Raw genomic sequence first — 16143 nt, forward strand, 5'->3', positions numbered from 1 at the left:
CGCAATGGTTCGGAAGGCTATGCGGGCACTGCTTCAACGGCCCCGGCAGAGGTGCGAACTCTGACCGGGGCCGAGCTGTATCTAGGAGGCTTTAGCCTCGTCTTTCCACTCAGGACGCGGTGTGTCCAGTAGGGCCCACCGCTGCCTCCACTGGCCTTTTTCGTCCCGCCAGCGTTCGACGGAAAGCCAGCCTGTTTCCTGGAGCTCGTGGTAGAGCGTGCGGGTCTTGTGTGGCCCGGCGGGCGACTGCTCGGCGAGGTAGTTGATCGTGAGGGGTGCGCTAGAAGGCAGGGTTGCGATGAAGGCATACAGCCCTTTTGCGCCGAAGCTGATCGAGGTGTCTCGCAGCAGCTGCTCAGGCACGGTGGCGAAGCGGTGTGACCGGATCACCTCTGCGTTGTTGTCCACAGTGGTCTGACTCCCCTGTTTTCGCTGGTCGGCTCCAGTGGTGGAAACCCTATCGCGGGTTGTCCCCGCGCGGGTTTTCCTGACGCGGGTCGGCGTGTCGCTCATGGCTGAACCAGCACCGCGGTCGCGTCATCGTGCGGCTTGAACCGGCGTCCGGAGGCCGGATCCCCAACCGGTGGCGACGCGTACTCGGCCTCGCGCACCCGCTCGATCAGCCACCGCGGCCCGTGCGTGGCGAGCGCTGTCCGCAACGCGCCCCAATCCCCGAGCTCGAGGAGATCGGTGTACCGGCTGGCGCCATCGGTGAGGATCGCGAACTCGCCGGCCTGGCTGATCGGCACGCTGCCGACGATCGCCTCGTCGACGACGTGCGGATCCGCCTGCGCGACGAAGAACCCGCCGGGGCCGGGCCGGTTCCGCGCGGCCTCGATCCCCTCGCGGGAATAGTCGGTGAGGTGCGAGGTGCGGTCGTCGACGATCACGGTGCCGTCTTCCAGCACGATCGGCGAGTCCGCGAGCACGAGGTAGTCGAGCTCGTCGTCGACCAGGCGCACGATCGCGACTGTCGCGGAGGGCGAGGCGTTGTTCGTCAGGTCGCAGAATTCGGAGTGCTCGCTGTGCACCTTCATGATCGCGTTGCTCAGCACGGCGCGGAGATTGAGGTCTGGCGGCTCGGTGAGCTCCTGGCCGAGCGCGGCCGCGAGGTGCCGCACGTACCAGGCGACGGAGTGGTCGCATCCGGAGTCGATCCCGGCCGGGGCGGTGGCGCCGTCGAGCACGACCACCCAATCCGGCCCTGCGAGGACGTAGTCCTCGTTGATCCGGCCCGGCTCGGGCGACGGCTCGGTGGCGTAGGTGACCTGCACGAACGTGCTCCTCAGTCCTCGAAGTTGAACGAGTAGGCGAACTTCACCAGCAGAGGGTGCCGTACGCCGAGGAGGACTTCGATCGGCCGGTCCTTCTGGTCGTAGACGGTGCGGGTCCAGTCGATGACCGGCATCTCGTCCGGAAGGTCGAGCAGTGTGGTCTCTTCCTCGGTCGGCTCCAGCCGGACGACGATCTCCTCGATACCGTGGGTCGGCTCGTACCCGGCTTCGTGCAGGCGGGCGAATCCACCACCGGGGCCGGTGTTCTCCTCGCGCAGCTGTGGGACCGCGTCGGCGATGGCGAGCGGGTAGTAGCTGTCCGCGAGCTGGTTGGGCATCTCGTCGATCAGCGTGCGGCGGCGGCGAACCCAGACCTTCGCGCCCGGTTCGATCTGGAGCCGTTCGGCCACGTACTCGGTTGCGTCGACCTCCGCGAGCTCACGGACTTCCTGCTCCACGCGGTACTTCTGGGCGCCGGCCTCGCCTTCGAGGATCGCCTGACCCGCGTGCAGCCATACCCGGCGCCGGTAGCGGTCGGTGCCGTGATGCCGCAGCGGCGGAAGCTGCCGCACGAAGTTTCCGAGTCCCTGGCGGCTGACCAGCACACCCTGCGCTTTGAGCCTGTCCAGGGCCTGTCGTACTGGCATCGCCGAGACGCCGAACTCCTTCGCCAGGTCCGGTATAGGCGGCAGTACCTCGCCTGGTTCGTAGACACCTGTGACAACTCTCTGTCGCAAGGTGTCCGTGATCTGGAGGTAGAGCGCACGTTTCCCGCTACTCATAGTGGCCACACTAACGGCTACCGGTCAGTCTGTATACAGACTCTTGATCTTTTGACCACAAGCCCGTAACTTGTCAAAACATGGACAGTCTGTATACAGACCTAGCGGACCGGGGAGGTGAAGTGATACCGCCCGTCGAGGAGCATGAGCCGGACGGCGAGTCGTTCGACGAATTCGTGGACGAATCGCGCGAATATGCCGCCATGACTCACTCCTCCCACGGCCAGCACGCCCAGCTGGACGGAAATCGAGCCCGCGGAATTGCGCAGTGGCTTCGTGACTCCGGTCTCGGCGTTTCCTCTGTCGTACTTCTTGTGATCGTCGCCGGAGCTGGATGGACCGCGTCGTTCATCGGTCTGCACGAATTCGCTACCAAGCACATGGGCTACACCGAGAGCGAGGCATGGCTCGTTCCCCTCACTTTCGACGGCGGGGCGTTCGCCCTGAGCATCAGTGCGTTTCGCGCCGCACTCAATGGCCGGGCAGCTCCCCTGCGGCGACTGCTCGTCATCGTGTTCACCCTCGGTTCTTCGGTGATCAACTACAACAAGCTCGAAGACACCTCCGGCCGCTGGGTGAACGCCCTGCTGCCGGTCGTCGCGGTCATCGTGTTCGAGTCGGTGCTGGTCGAAGCGCGGAAGGCCTACGAACGGAATCACCAGCAGGGCAACGCGCGCCCGAAGATCCACCCCCTGCGCTGGTTCTTCGACCGCGACAACACGATCGAGATCTACAAGAGCTACGTCCTGGGCACCGAACTGCCCGAGCATCTGCGTGAGGCTGCTACGACCGTCGCCGAGCAGCAGGCGGCCGCGAAACCGCAGCGCCGCAGCACCAAGAAGCCGGTCGGCAAGGCCAAGAACAACACGGCCAAGCCGAAGGCGGTCACACCTGCATCGCCCCCCCGCGCCATCCCGGCGAACCCTGCGCCCTTGCAGGCCGAGGAGGAGCCCACGGTCGAGACGGCCAGCGACGTGCCCGCCAAGACACCGGCCGAGACGACTGGCCCGCTTGCCAAGGTGATCACGCTCGGCAGCGACACGGAGGAAGTGCCCAGCAAGGAGCAGGTGGACACGATGCTGGCCGAGAGCAAGACAACCGGCAACGGAGCCACGATCGTGCACATCTACTACGACCTGCTCCGTGAGGGCAGGCCCGCGCGAAGCCTGAACGACATCGACGAGATGGCCGGTACCAATCAGTACGCCCGCAAAGTGATGCGCGAGCACTTCAAGTTCTTCGGCCTCGAAAACCCCTACTCCCCATCCCGAGCCAGCGGGTAACCCCGCGCCCCTGGAGGAACGGTCATGACTCAGCCGAGCGCCCCGGCGCCCGACACGAAGCCTCAGCAGAAGGCCACCCCGAAGAAGAAGCCCCGCACGGCCACGCCGGGCAGGGTCCGGACCCGGAACCTCGGGATCGGCGTCGGGGCCCTCGGCGGAGTCGCAGCGACAACGCAATCCCTGCTCACCCTCGGTCCCACCACCACCGCCATCGGCGGTGCGACCGCCGCCACCCTCGCCACCGGCGCTGTCATCGCCGCCAAGAGCCGCCGACGTCCCGGAGCACGCCGCCGCAGCTCGGCGGCCGCGCCCGGCAGCGCCGCGCGCCGCTCCCTCATCGCCCGCGGCCGTGCCCGCGCCGCCACCAACGCCGCCCGCCGCGCCGCCGCCCCGGTCGGCGCGACCCGCCGAATGCGGAAGACCGGCACCCCCGGCATCGCCGGATGGTCCGCCGGACGTCGCCCCCGCAAGGGCGCCGCCACCCAGCGCGCCCTCGCCGGGCAGAGCGCCCGCAACGGCTTCTGGAAGCCGCTCGGCCCGCAGCGCCGCAACGCGCGCGGCCAGTTCGCCTCCGGTCACCACGCCCCCGGAACCCGGCAGCCCACCACCGCGAAAGCCGCCCGCAAGGCCGCGACCGCGCGACGTCGAGCCGCGGCCGCGATCGCACCGGCCGCGCGTCGGACCACGCCGTCCCGCCGGGCCGCCACCCGGCTTCACCGTGCGGAAACCCGCGCGGCGAAACGACGTACCCGCGCCAGCCAGCGCGCCGCGCAGCGCGCAACCGACGCTGCGCAGAAGCGACGTGGTCGCCGCATCCGCAAGGACAACACGGCCCGCGATCGCCGGTACCGGCAGAGCCGCAGCGAGGTCCGCAGCATCGAACGCTTCGCCAAGAGGATGGGACGACTCGGGCGCCGCATCGCCCGCCTGCACCGCGGCCCGCTCGGGCGCGGCACCACCGCCGCCTGGATGTGGACCGCCACCAAGGTCGGCAACGGCGTCCGCTCGGGATCAGTCGTCCAGGCCCTCGTCGCGCCGTTCTCCGACATGTTCATCCGGCGCCCACCGGCCGCCCTGCCGCAGCCGGCGCCCATCCCCGCCGCCGCCATCCCGATCCCGCCCTCGCCACCGGCGGACCCGCTCGGCATGAACCTCCCGCCCCACCCCCTGAAGGGAACCGGACGAGGCCGTGCCCCAGCTTCCCACCCCGTTTCACCAGCACCAACGCCCGTTTTCGGACCCGGATCCGGATACGGACTAGTACGAAGGGACCCCACCGTGACGAATCAGATGGACTGGAGCGCCGTCGCCGACCAGATCCGCACCTGGCAGCCCCAGACCCCCGAAGACACCCAAGCTTTCCTCGAAGGGCTCCCCGACGGCCTGAGTGAGGTCGCGGCCGCCTTCCATGCCAAGGGCGTGGAGATCTCAGAGACGTTGCCCTACGCGCCGATCGTCGCGGACGGGCTCGATGCCCTCGGCAACCTCATGCACGCCGCCAGCAGTGAGGCCGATGGGCAGCGGGGCACCTTCGACGCCACCCACGCCACCGAGCTTGAGTTCCGCGACAAGACGGAAACCAAGCCGAACGCGCAGCACTGGACCGAAAGGGCGTAGCCCACCTGATCCGGAGCCGGACCTGCCCCTCGCGGGTCCGGCTCCGCCTTACCCGCCAGAACCCCGCAGAGAAAGAGGAGCCCATGCCCCGCCCCCACGACGAACCGCACACGCTCCCCAGCGCGTTCGCCTACTCCCTCACCGGGGGCGTCGGCACCTGGGCGTGCAGCACTTTCTTCCTGACCAACGTCGAAGACATTGCCGCCTGGCACGTCGCGCTCGGCGGCAGCTGCGCGACCGCGCTGGCCGTCGTCGGCGTCCACCACATCTACCGCAACAACAAGAAGACGACCGGCTTCTTCCGCGGCACGGCCAAGGCGGTCGCGGCCACCATCGGAGCCGGAGCGACCGCCTGGACCACCTGGGCGCAGACCACCGGTCACCCCAACAGCCTCGCCAGCCTCGGCGCGCTCGCGGGCGGAACCATCCTGACCTGGTACACCACCGGCCTCATGACGCACTGGCTCGATCATCGCGACGACGTCCACCACGCGCAGCTCGAGGAAGAACAGCGGATCGCGGACATGAACTTCTGGGAGCGGGTTCTCGACGCAGCCGGCGTCCGGGGTGCCAAGACCAGCGCCCCGGCCCAGGACAAGCTCGGCAACGAAACCGTAGGTATCGCCGTCCCCAGTGCTTCACTCTCGAAGATCACCGAGGCTGGGATCGAGGAGAAGATCGCTGTCGAAGCCAACCGGCTCGACAACGGCATGACTCTGCCCGCCGACGCGGTCAAGCTCTACCGCTTGCAGCAGGCTGGCCAGTTCCAGATGCGCATCGAACGATCCCGGGACAGCGCCGTGCTGGCCAAGGTCATCCCGTATGTCCCCCCGCAGGGGCCAGTGGATATCGCCGAGGACTTCGAGATCGGCCAATGGGAGAACGGCGAGCCGATCGTCATCAACCTGCTCAAGCTCCACGTCGAGATCGTCGCGATGACCCAGGTCGGCAAGTCCAGTTTCCTGAGCGTCCTCCTTGACCGCATCGCCGCCAGCTACAACGGCGTCGCCTGGGTCGGAGGGAACTGGAAGCTCAACGACCTGCTCTCGCCGAGGTTGGAGCCGCTGAAACACGGCCACCAGCCGACCGAGGGCTACATCGCGCACGGCACGAACGACACCCTGGAAATGTTGGCCACGGCCTTCGAGGAGGCCAGCCGTCGCTACACCATCCCGGCCCTTCAGCGCCCAAACCGACCGACCCGCGAGATGCCCGCCATCTTCTGCATCATCGACGAAGCCAGCTTCCTGATGCGCCGTCGCAAGGACAAGGTGCTCTGCCACGACGGCATCTACCGCAACGCCTCGGAGCTGGTGGACGTGCTGACCCGCGGCGCTACTGGAGTGTTCGTGCAGGTCATCCTCGCTACGCAGTCGGGGCTCAATGCCGACTACGGTGATCATGGCGGCGATATCAAACGCCAACTCAAGCTCAAGATCGTCATGCGGATCGAAAACCCGAGTGACCTGCGCAGGGTGATCCCTGGTCACTCCCGCGATCTGAAGCCGGAGAAGCTGCTGTACCCGGGCGTCGCCTACGTCAAGATCGACGAGGTCGTGCTGATGGCTGGGAAGCTCGCCTTCCTGGACATGAAGTTCGTCCCCCAGCTCGTCGTGCAACGCCAGCCGACCCGTGTCGACCTTCCGATCGAGGCCGGCGCCGCGTTCACTGTCGGTGCTCGCTGGGAACGACCGCAGTCCGAGCCGGGAGAGCCGGAGAAAGATCAGGTTCTGGTCCAGACGTCGGCATGGGAACGGCGGTGGATCGGGGACGTCGAGACCTTCCTGGAGTACGCCACGACGGGCACACGGCCCGCGGGCCAGCAGTCCACGGTCGCGGCCGCCGTCACCTACGCCGGGCGGCGACGGCCCGAAGCCGATCAGCCGAAGTCGATCGAAGATGCCCTCAGTGCCCTCGGTGCCGTCGCCCAGCGCCACCGCACGGAGAAGCGGGAGCAGGGAGTGAAGAAGGTCCTCGGCGCCGACGAGAAGACGATCGAGGAGTCCTTCGCCGAGCTCACCGCCGACTTCGGCCAGCCGGTCCCCGAGTTGCTGGCGAAGCTGATCGAGGCCTTCCCCGGGCGCGAGTTCGTCTCGACCGACGACCTCGCCAAGGCGGTCGGCATGGAGTCGGCCGCCCTCGGGCTGATGCTGTCCCGTCCCCCGTACTCGATCACCCGGGACGCGAAGGCGGTCCGCCGTCCCGAGTACGACGGGAAGCCCACGCGGGGGTTCTTCATGGAGCCGCTGCACGCGGCCGCCGAGGAGTTCCGGACGGGGAAACGTCCCCCCGCCTAACCGCTATTGTCAGGACGCCAACAGCGCCGCCCGGGGAACCCGGGCGGCGCTGTCGCGTTCCCCGCCGGGGACATGCCGGGGACGAATCGGAGCGGCGCTCCCCGCCCGGCAGACGTCCCCGCAGGGACTCCTCCCCATGCGTCGGGGACGCGGGCACCACTCCCCTCGTCGCATCCGCACGTGGTCGTCCCCGGCGCGCGGGGACGACCACACGGAGGCAGGGGCGACGGACGGGGAAACGTCCCGACGAGGTCTCTGCGGCTCGTCCCCGATGGCTCGCCGGAGGCCATCCCGAAGCCGGGGAATCCCGCGCCGCCGAGGCCGGCGAGGAACGCGTCCCCGGAGACTCGCCGACAGGGAAACGGGAGGCGTCGCGGGTGTCGCAGGTCCCCGCGCGAACGCGCGAAAAGTCCCCGAAAACCCGTCGCGAAACCGTCCCCGCAGGTGGAGGGCCATCCGGACCCGTAACGCTGTTTCAGACCCGTCACACCCGATACCCGCAGGCTGCACCCGTGACGGCACCCGCGACGACCCGCTACACCCGTGACGGGTCTGTAGCGGGTGCCGTCACGGGTCGCCAGAGATAAGCCGGGAAAGTCGTCGCGCAAGCTCCCCGAGGCCCAGGTCGCCATCCGGGGACCGGTTCAGTGAGCATCGCGGGGACGAAGTCAGGCACCTCCCCGTCTCCTGGTCGTGGCCGGGGAGGGAATCGGGGAATGTGGCCTCCACCTGCGTATCCCCGATTCCCCGCAGTGGTATTCCCCGCCGTCCCCGTCTCCCCGGCAGTGAGTCCCCGCGGCGAGGGGAAGGTTCCCCGCCGCTCGTGTCCCGGCTCCCCGGAGTCATGGGGACGAGGTCCCCGGAAGGGCTTCCCGTCGTCTCCAGCGCGGGGACGACAGCGCGGCCGTCCCGTCCCCGTCCGCGCTCCCCGCCCGGGGACGCAGGTCCCCAAACGGGGGCTGCTCCCCGTCCCCGAAGGCGCTCGACGGTCAGCGTCCCCGCGCCGCGCTACCCGCCGATCAAGGGCCCCGTTAGTGACCTACAAGTCAGCAACCCAATGCTCGGGGAGTGCTGTCCCCGCGCGGGGACCGGTGAAGCCACCGACGACCCCGTGAACGACGTCCCGTCGCCGGGCCCCGGAGACGACGAAAAGGCCCCCCGCACCGATCGGTGCGGGGGGCCTCAACAGACCAGCCGGGAACAGCCGGACGGGGAATCGGGATCAGTCGACCGGGCCGCCCTTGGCGGGACGGTCCGCCTCGGCGTGCAGCTGCCGGTCGACCCCGGCGATGACGTCCGCGGCGATCCCTCCGGCCGGGGTCGCCTTGACCTTCTCGATGGCCTCCCCGACACCGGGGAGACGGGCGACCGAGCCAGCCGCGTCCTCGACGGCGGTCAGGGTCTTGCTCGACACGTGGACGCCGAGCACCTTCAGTAGACACAGCACCCCGGCGACGAGCGCGCCGACGAGACCGGGCCGCCAGTCGGTGGCGACGCCGACGTGCAGAGCGTCGGACACCTCCCCGGCCGCGACGGTGCCGCCGAGCGCCTGGAACACGGTCCAGAGCACACGGTCGACGAGGTTCATGAAGAACGGGGACAAGAGGTACCTCCTGTGGGATCGGGTCTGGGGGCTTCCGCAACTGGCGAGGACTGACCGGTCCTCGACCAACAGGACGGGAGTACGCGGATGACCACCGAGATGTGGCTCGCGCTGGTGAACGACACGATCGGCAACGCGATCGGCGGGGTACTGGGAGCGCTGGTAGCCGCCTGGCTGTTCCGGCGCCGCCGCTGACGCCGACGCCCGCCGGGAACACCTGGAACCCGGCGGGCGCCGGCTGGCCGGGGTCAGCCCCGCGGCTTCACCTGGATGAAGCAGGACACTTCGGTGCCGCAGCTGTACTCGACGTGGGCCTTCGAGGTGCCGGACGGGATCCGGATCGGCTCGCCTTCCTTCACCTCGACGCGCCACTGCACCGGGTCTCCGCCGGTGCCCTTCCCCTCGGTCGGGGTCCAGTTGTAGATGTGGCCGCCGAAGATCGTGGACTCCGCCGCGAACACCAGCGTCACGTCGTAGTCGGGCGGGAGCGCCAGCACCTTGGTGCGGGTGGTCGGCGCGGGCGGGAACGTGACCATGCAGTCCTCCATCATCTGGATCAGGGCGGCACGGATCGTGGCCGCCGTGCCGGGGGTCGGGGGCGGCCGGTCACCGACGAAGACGGTGCCTTCGTCGATGTTGGCCAGGACGTCGTCGAGGTCGACGTGTCCGGCGATGCCGGGCACGCGGCCAGCAGAGGTGTACTGGTGGACCGCGGCCTGGCCGCCCTTGTAGTGGCGGATCGGGTTCTTGGTGCCGTTGTTGACGCCGTACTCGGCCGCCCACTCCAGGACGTCGGCGCCCGGCACCGTGATCTCCCAGGCGCGCATCGCCTGGAGGTCGGAGCCGGAGCCGTAGAGCAGGTTCTTCCCCAGCTGCGGCAGCCGGACGTTCATCTGCGTGAGGAACCTGCGGATCCAGGTCTGCGCGGCCGGGCCCTTCGGCAGCGAGTGGTCCTCGTAGTCGAGCGCGGGCGCCAGGTCGAGCGCGTTGAGCCGGATCAGCTCGTCGGCGAAGACGTTCGCCTGCGCGACCGGGTCGCCGCCCAGCGCGTAGTGGTAGCCGCCGACGCGGGCGCCGGCTGCGCGGGCACCGGCGACGTACCGGTCACCGCGGACCCGGGCCTGGCCGCCGCCGTTGGTGAGCTTCACGAACACGCGGCGCACACCGCTGGCGACGACCTGCGGCCAGTTGACCTGGCCCTGGTACGCCTCGTAGACGTCGATCGCTCGGTCACCCAACGGGCACCTCCTCTCTTCGGGGTTCGGCGCGCACGAAAAAGGCCCCGGCGGATGCCAGGGCCTTCGTGCGAGCGGGGATGGATCAGTGGCGGGTGGCGAGCTGGATGATCAGACCGACCGCGCCGGACGCGACCGCGCCCGCGATGGCCACCCAGAACATCTGGCGGCCCGCGCTCATGCGGTTGTCGTCGGAGGCCATGTCGGTCTGGATCTTCGTGACGTCGACCTCCACCCGGTCCAGCCGGACACCGTGGGTGGCCAGTTTCTCGGTGTGGGTGTCGAGCTTGCCGTCGATGTGGTCCAGCTTGGCTTCGAGGCGGCCGAAGCTGTGCGCCAGCGCGGATTCGTCCGTGGGCACGTGGGTTCACCTCGTGATCTAAGGCAGCGGAGCGACAGGCTCCTGGTCGGGAATCGGGGAGACGGTCACCAGCTGGTAGTCCTCGGCCGCACCTGCCGAGCCGGTGTCGGGGTTGCGGTTCGGCCAGGACGTCGCGGTGATCCGGTAGTGCTGTTCGCCCACGGCGAGCGTCTGGCCGTCGTAGAACGGGGCCGGGTACCGGCCGCGCTCGACCAGCACGGCGCCGGTGTCGGCGCGGACGATCTGCGCGCGGGCGGGCGGTACCCCGGCGATCACCCGCACGTAGTTCGCGTAGCAGGGCACGTACGGGGCCTCGGTCAGCACGGTCAGCTCGGCGGCGCCGCCGTCGACGACCTGTTCGACGTACCGGCCGAGGTTCATGTCCATTACCATCCGCGGGCCCGGCACGACCTTGACCGCCTGGAGGGTGTGTTCGTACGCGGGATCGAGGCCGGCGACCTGCACCAGGTGCCCGACCCATTCGCTCATCGCGTCCGGTCGGAACAGGCCGGTCGGCTCCTCCGGGGTGACAGTGATCGTCGAGACGACGCGGGTTCCGCCGCCGAAGCCGATGCTGCTGGTCATGGTGTCCTCCAGTTCTATGGGCCCATGCGGCGGATGTTGAGGCGGGCACAGGTGCGCCCAACGACGGTGGGGATCGTCGATCCGGCCGTGTGGAAGACCGACATATAGATCACCGACCCGACAGCGAGACTCGGGAAGAACGCGTTCGCGTGCAGGATCTGCCCGTCGTTGGTGTTGAAGCCCGGCTTGTGGTCCTCGCCGCCGACGTTGTTCACCGATGTGCTGGTGCCGTTGACCAGCAGGAACATGTAGATATCGGAGGCGGCGGTCTGGAGCGGGAATTGGGCGTCGACCTCGTAGGACCCGGCGGTGCGGATGGTGATCGTGTTCGCCACCGAGGGCACCCACATGGAGTCCGGGTTCGATTCCATGGAGTCGAAGTTGATCAGTACGTCCTGGAGCTGAGGGACCTGCTGTGTGATCGTCTGCTTCACGCTGGCGTGCGGGACGTAGTTCCTCGGCGCGGGCGCGCCCGTCACGATCGAGGAGAGGTTGTTGATCCCGGTCGACAGCAGGTTCAGGTCTCCCTGGTGAACCAGACTGCCGTCCGCGAAGGTCGGCATCGTCATGGCCGGTCCCCCACTCCGGGGCGACGGCGGACGTCAAAGGCTGGCACCGTGGCCACCTCCGTTTCGGTCGGTGGCCACGGCACTGGCCCAGATTGATCAGTAGATCGGTGTCGTCGTCGAGCCGAGGACTCCGTACTGCGGATCCCCCAAGACCCACGCCGAGGGAACGAACACCGGGCTGCATTGCAGCTCGATCCGCCACGTCCCGGCGTCCGCGTCGATGGCGTGGTTGATCTGCTCGACGTAGTAGTCCCCGCTCATCACCAGCTGGCCCGATCGGCGACGGATCGTGACCCGGCGTCCGAGCTCGAGCGAAAGCAGCGGCCCCCACGCCGCTGGGTAGGCGACGGGGTTGAGCGCCAGCTTTTCGACGCGCAGCTTCGCCCGCCCGTAGCGGGCGAGGTAGAACGTCCCGGCCTGGCTGAGGTCGAAGTCGTTCGTCGCCTGCACGTTGTGGCTGAGGATCCGCTGCCCGTAGTCCGCCTTCGCGGCCGCGTTCACCATCGGCGGGAACTCGTTGTTTCCCGGCCTCGTCAAGTTGGCCTGAGAGAAGACGTACGTCGGGTCGACGTCGCCTTCGTAGTCCTCGTATGGGATCTCCCCCGCTGCGGTGTCTTCGCCGAACACGACCGCGGGGATCTGCTGCTCACCCCGATATCGGGAGTCCCGATCGTCGAAGACGACGAGGCCACCCTGGTCGGCGTACAACAGGCCACGCTCGGACTCCTGGATCTCCTGGAGCACATCCAGCAGCATTCGCCTGGTGTAGTCGGTGTCCGCCGCGAGCCGCATCCGGCCAAACGCCAGCTTCCACGGCCCTGCCCAGTACTTCGTTAGCAGACGACCGACCCGGTCTCCGCATCTCTCGTCGTTATATCCGGAGCCGCGTTGGTAGTGCGTTGTCACCTGCGCGGCGGATAGCGCGTACGGGTAGGTGGCGAAGTTCGCGAAGGACGCCGTCGACACCGGGTCGCCGTTGACGGTGGTCACATCGAAGAACATGTTGTCCAGCTGAACCGAGGCCGAGGGAGTAAAGCCCAGTGGTGAGTTCGTCCAGCAGGGTACGGCGTCGATATACAGCGACCAGTTTCCATTAGAGAAAACTATGGCGAAGTAATGCCAATCGTCGTCCGGAAAAGCGCTGTAATTTGGGGTTTCCACTATCCACAGCGGGCCTTCTCCGCCGTTTGGGTCGTTGAAGCGTGCACCCAATCGGCCGCCTGTTGTGAACATTGTTATTCCGTATTGTGGCCCGTAAACAGTATCTACGGTATCCGTTCTTTCGCCTCGCTTCATTGAGCCCAGGCCGAAATATATGCACCCGTCGAGGAAGCGAAACCAGCCTTCATAGGTGAATGCGCGCGGATTCATGGATATCGAACCGCCACGCGTTCCGACATACGTCACCTGTTTGATATCGGCCTTCACCGGAGGGGTGGTGTTCTGTTGCGTAATCGACAGTGCCGGAGTGCCGTCGAGGAACGAATCTCCTCCCCAGTTCACCGAGGCGCTGTTGCTGCCCAACTGGGTGTAACCCGCCATAGGCGCTCCGCCTGTCGGCCGCTGGATTCGTTGGGGACCGCTTGCGTCATTGAGTGGCGCGATCAGGTTCGGACCGTCCGCCGAGATCGTCGCCTGGTAGCTCTCGGCAATCTCGGTTCGCGACAGGATCGCGAGCGCGTCAACCGCGGTGAGCGGGCGGATTCCACGGGTGCCGTGCATGTCGTAGTGCAGCGGGTATCGCTCGATGTACCCCGAGTAGAGCCGGTACGCCTCAGGCCCTTCGGTAGTGAAGAGCGTCGGGTTGAGCCCGAACTCCAACTGCACCGCATCGACGTAGTACCGCGTCGGCGCTCCCCCGCTGCCGAAGATCTCCACCTTCTCGACCATGTCGACCGCACGCCACGACACGAAGACACGCGTCCACGTGTCCTGGGCTGTGGCCACGTTCGAGTTGTGCTCGATCCCCGCGGCGTCGATGATCCGCAGCTGCACCGTCGTGCCAGACGTGGGTTTCACATACGCGGACATCACCATGAGGAGGTCGGGCCCAACGACGATCGGGAGATTTACGCCAAAGCCGCGTCCCGCTGTCGTCTGCGTGACCTGCATCGACCTGGTCCCGGTCCAGAACTGCGTGGTCGACGTTGCCTGAGTCGTTCCGGCGCCGCTCGGTACGAACTTGCCGAAACCAGTCTCGAAGGACGCATCAGCGGCATCACCGATCAGCGACTTGTTGATCATGTTTCCGGTGTTGGGCCACAACGCCGTCACCCGCATCGCCCGGTACGGCTTGATCTGCCGCCCGCCCTGGTTCAGCGGGCTGGCGGTGTTCACCGGGTTCAGGTTTTCAAGCGGGTCGGTGATCTCAAAGGTCGCCGTACCGGCCTGCACCTGGTCAAGCTCGTACTGGCGTCCACGTTGGATTGAGATCTTCCGTGCCACCGTTCGGCGCGCCTGGGAGTTCAACGAACTGCGTGTCTCGAAGCCGACCGTCTTCGGCGGCCCCACAGTGAAGTCGGCATACGGGATCAGCAGCGGCCGGTTCGGGTTCGGGATATCCCCCGTCAGACTGCTTGGCGCGACAGGGAAAAGCCCCGCGCCGCCCAGCGTCGACGTCGGCGCGCCCGCCCGGGAGGCGGCGGGGGCGTCGTTGGTGACCGTGTTCCCGATCGCAGCGGCAGGCGCTCCTCCTCGAGCTCCGGTCGGCCGGTCGGTGAACAGCGTGACCCCGATGGCCAGCGCGGCGCCCGGTGCTCCGGAGCGGGCCGGGCAGACGGTGTCGTGCACCGTCACGCCGATGAGGACCGGTCCGTCTACAGGGGAGCCAGCCCGGCCGGGGAACGGGACGTCATCGACGGTGACGCCGATGGCGACCTCGTCGGCCGGGGCGCCGGAGCGCGCGGCCGCAGGAACATCGATCCCCAGCGGGACGTCGATTGCGACCATGTCTTCCGGCGCCCCGGCTTGCGAGGCGAACGGCACGTCGAGGAGCGTGATCGGCTCCGGCGCGGTCCCGGCGAGCTTGCTCTCCGGCGCCCCCGCGCGGGACGCGGCTGGCACGTCGGTGGCCAGCGATACCCCGATCGCGGTGGCTTCGCGCGGATTGCCGGTGCGCGCAGCCTCGGCGACGTCGGCCACGGTGACCGGCACCAGCCGACCCTGGTAGATCACCAGGGTCTCCAACGCGGTTTTCGCAGTGCCGAGCGTCGGAGACCAGCTCTGCAGAGCGCCGGTCGATCCCAAGGCGGGGATCTTGTAGGAGGCGCGCACCGCCTGCGTTGTCGACCCTGCCGGGCTGAACGCTCCCGGCAGGGTGTGCCACGAGTCCCCGCCGGCCTGGTTGCCGTCCTCGGTGTAGGCGTCCGTGCTGGGCAGCGGCACGAACAGAACACCGAGGACCAGCGTGTACGTCGGATACGGCGAGGTCGGCGCCAGCGAGTTCGTCGGCGTCGTCGTGACCGCCTTCGTGCCGGTCGGGTCGACCATCCAACGCCACCCGGACGGCGCCGCCCCGGAGAACTGGTCCACCGCCAGCGCGTAGTTCGCGTTGTTCGCGGTGAACCCCACCGAGATCAGGTCACCGGCCAGCAGCGCCGTGGCGATGACCGCCGAGTACACGATGTTCATGCCGTCACTACTGGACGTGCGCGCGAAGTCCTGCTGCCAGGTGTTCCCGCGCGAGTCCGTCACGGTCGGCGGCGTGGACCCCGCCCGGTAGTTGAAGGATGCGAACCGCAGGACCAGCAGGTCCCCGGCAGGGACACCACCGGCAGGGACCGTAATGGACAGTCCGGTGGTGACCGTGCTGCTCGAACCGTTGGTGCCCAACGACTTGACGAACGCGAACGACACGGCCGCCCCCTCCCCTGGCCCGAAGACCCGCGGTCGTCGACGACTACGGGTGGTAGATCAGCAGCGTTCCCTGCGGCGACCACTGATCGGTGAACGTGCCGCCCTGGCCGGACTGATTGCTGCCGAAGTCGTGGATCCCGAGCAACGGCTGCGCGTTCGCGGCCGCCGGGGTCCGGTCGGACAGCACCAGGTAGCGGGCACCGGTGAACGTCGCCGAGGCCCACGCCGGATTGCTGGCGGTGAACTGGGTGGCGCCGGAACCGACGCATTCCCACACCACCGAGCCGTCCGTGACCGTGCCGCCCACGACGGTCGGCCAGGTCGGCGCCGAAGCGCCCGACGTCCCGCCCGACACACACCGGTACAGGAACCCGTTGCCCGGGGCCGGGCGCACAGTGAACTCGGCCGCGTACGCCGTCGCCCCGGCCCACGCGGTGGCCCAGCTGTTCGCCGCGATGTACGACACCGCCTTGCCGGTGAGCGCGACCCCGCCCACCGTGTAGCCGGAGGCGGTGGGCAGCTCCCCCGCCAGTGCCGACACGTAGGCGTCGGTGTCGAGGTTCGGCGTGTAGCCGGTGCCGTGCAGGGTGGCGACGACGTTGTCGGTCACCCAGTTCCATTTCGCTTGTGCGGCCAGCGCGAGCGCCTGCCGGTAGAACTTGGCCACAACAAGGCCCCCTTC

14 protein-coding genes are annotated in these 16143 nt (G+C 68.2%); 4 read left to right on the forward strand and 10 right to left on the reverse strand.

Features of this window, described 5'->3' with window-relative positions:
* Positions 1 to 81 precede the first annotated feature (81 nt).
* Genes DMC64_RS41580 through DMC64_RS41590 form a run of 3 tightly spaced genes read right to left on the reverse strand, consistent with a single transcriptional unit; the run spans position 82 to position 2056 of the window.
* The gene (locus DMC64_RS41580) at positions 82 to 513 is read right to left on the reverse strand and encodes a hypothetical protein (RefSeq protein ID WP_125738016.1); all 432 of its coding nucleotides are present in this window, start codon (positions 511 to 513) and stop codon (positions 82 to 84) included.
* Positions 510 to 1274 carry a protein phosphatase 2C domain-containing protein gene (locus DMC64_RS41585; RefSeq protein ID WP_125738018.1) on the reverse strand — a complete coding sequence of 255 codons (765 nt, stop codon included), beginning with the start codon at positions 1272 to 1274 and terminating at the stop codon, positions 510 to 512. Before DMC64_RS41585 ends, DMC64_RS41580 begins: the two co-directional genes overlap by 4 nt.
* 11 nt (positions 1275 to 1285) lie before the next feature.
* Positions 1286 to 2056 carry a GntR family transcriptional regulator gene (locus DMC64_RS41590; protein WP_125738020.1) on the reverse strand — a complete coding sequence of 257 codons (771 nt, stop codon included), beginning with the start codon at positions 2054 to 2056 and terminating at the stop codon, positions 1286 to 1288.
* 80 nt (positions 2057 to 2136) lie between these two features.
* On the opposite strand from DMC64_RS41590, the gene DMC64_RS41595 reads away from it, so the two are divergent.
* From DMC64_RS41595 to DMC64_RS41605, 3 genes are all read left to right on the forward strand, one after another.
* Positions 2137 to 3339, forward strand: coding sequence for a DUF2637 domain-containing protein (locus tag DMC64_RS41595; RefSeq protein WP_125738021.1), 1203 nt, complete (start codon positions 2137 to 2139; stop codon positions 3337 to 3339).
* 24 nt (positions 3340 to 3363) lie between these two features.
* Complete coding sequence (locus DMC64_RS43600) at positions 3364 to 4956, forward strand: hypothetical protein (RefSeq protein ID WP_125738023.1); 1593 nt, start codon at positions 3364 to 3366, stop codon at positions 4954 to 4956.
* 83 nt (positions 4957 to 5039) lie between these two features.
* Positions 5040 to 7253 carry a hypothetical protein gene (locus tag DMC64_RS41605; protein WP_125738025.1) on the forward strand — a complete coding sequence of 738 codons (2214 nt, stop codon included), beginning with the start codon at positions 5040 to 5042 and terminating at the stop codon, positions 7251 to 7253.
* A 1222-nt stretch (positions 7254 to 8475) separates the two neighbouring features.
* Here DMC64_RS41605 and DMC64_RS41610 read toward each other — a convergent pair.
* On the reverse strand, positions 8476 to 8856 hold the full coding sequence (locus tag DMC64_RS41610; RefSeq protein WP_125738027.1) for a hypothetical protein: 381 nt from the start codon (positions 8854 to 8856) through the stop codon (positions 8476 to 8478).
* A gap of 87 nt (positions 8857 to 8943) precedes the next feature.
* On the opposite strand from DMC64_RS41610, the gene DMC64_RS41615 reads away from it, so the two are divergent.
* The gene (locus DMC64_RS41615) at positions 8944 to 9051 is read left to right on the forward strand and encodes an MYXO-CTERM sorting domain-containing protein (RefSeq protein ID WP_084098846.1); all 108 of its coding nucleotides are present in this window, start codon (positions 8944 to 8946) and stop codon (positions 9049 to 9051) included.
* Between the two features lie 53 nt (positions 9052 to 9104).
* On the opposite strand, the gene DMC64_RS41620 is transcribed toward DMC64_RS41615, so the two are convergent.
* The 6 genes from DMC64_RS41620 to DMC64_RS41645 form a co-directional block, all read right to left on the reverse strand.
* Positions 9105 to 10094, reverse strand: a complete 990-nt coding sequence (locus DMC64_RS41620; RefSeq protein WP_125738029.1) for a glycoside hydrolase family 25 protein — start codon at positions 10092 to 10094, stop codon at positions 9105 to 9107.
* Positions 10095 to 10176: 82 nt separating this feature from the next.
* Complete coding sequence (locus DMC64_RS41625; protein WP_125738031.1) at positions 10177 to 10452, reverse strand: hypothetical protein; 276 nt, start codon at positions 10450 to 10452, stop codon at positions 10177 to 10179.
* Positions 10453 to 10470: 18 nt separating this feature from the next.
* Entirely contained in the window at positions 10471 to 11037 is a 567-nt protein-coding gene (locus DMC64_RS41630; protein WP_125738033.1) for a hypothetical protein, read from the reverse strand.
* A gap of 14 nt (positions 11038 to 11051) precedes the next feature.
* Positions 11052 to 11606, reverse strand: coding sequence for a hypothetical protein (locus DMC64_RS41635; RefSeq protein ID WP_125738035.1), 555 nt, complete (start codon positions 11604 to 11606; stop codon positions 11052 to 11054).
* Between the two features lie 96 nt (positions 11607 to 11702).
* Positions 11703 to 15461, reverse strand: a complete 3759-nt coding sequence (locus DMC64_RS41640) for a LamG-like jellyroll fold domain-containing protein (RefSeq protein WP_125738037.1) — start codon at positions 15459 to 15461, stop codon at positions 11703 to 11705.
* A gap of 43 nt (positions 15462 to 15504) precedes the next feature.
* Positions 15505 to 16128, reverse strand: a complete 624-nt coding sequence (locus tag DMC64_RS41645; protein ID WP_125738038.1) for a hypothetical protein — start codon at positions 16126 to 16128, stop codon at positions 15505 to 15507.
* Between the last annotated feature and the right edge of the window lie 15 nt (positions 16129 to 16143).

This window comes from Amycolatopsis sp. WAC 04197 (genome assembly GCF_003947475.1).
Classification (GTDB): Bacteria; Actinomycetota; Actinomycetes; order Mycobacteriales; family Pseudonocardiaceae; genus Amycolatopsis; species Amycolatopsis japonica.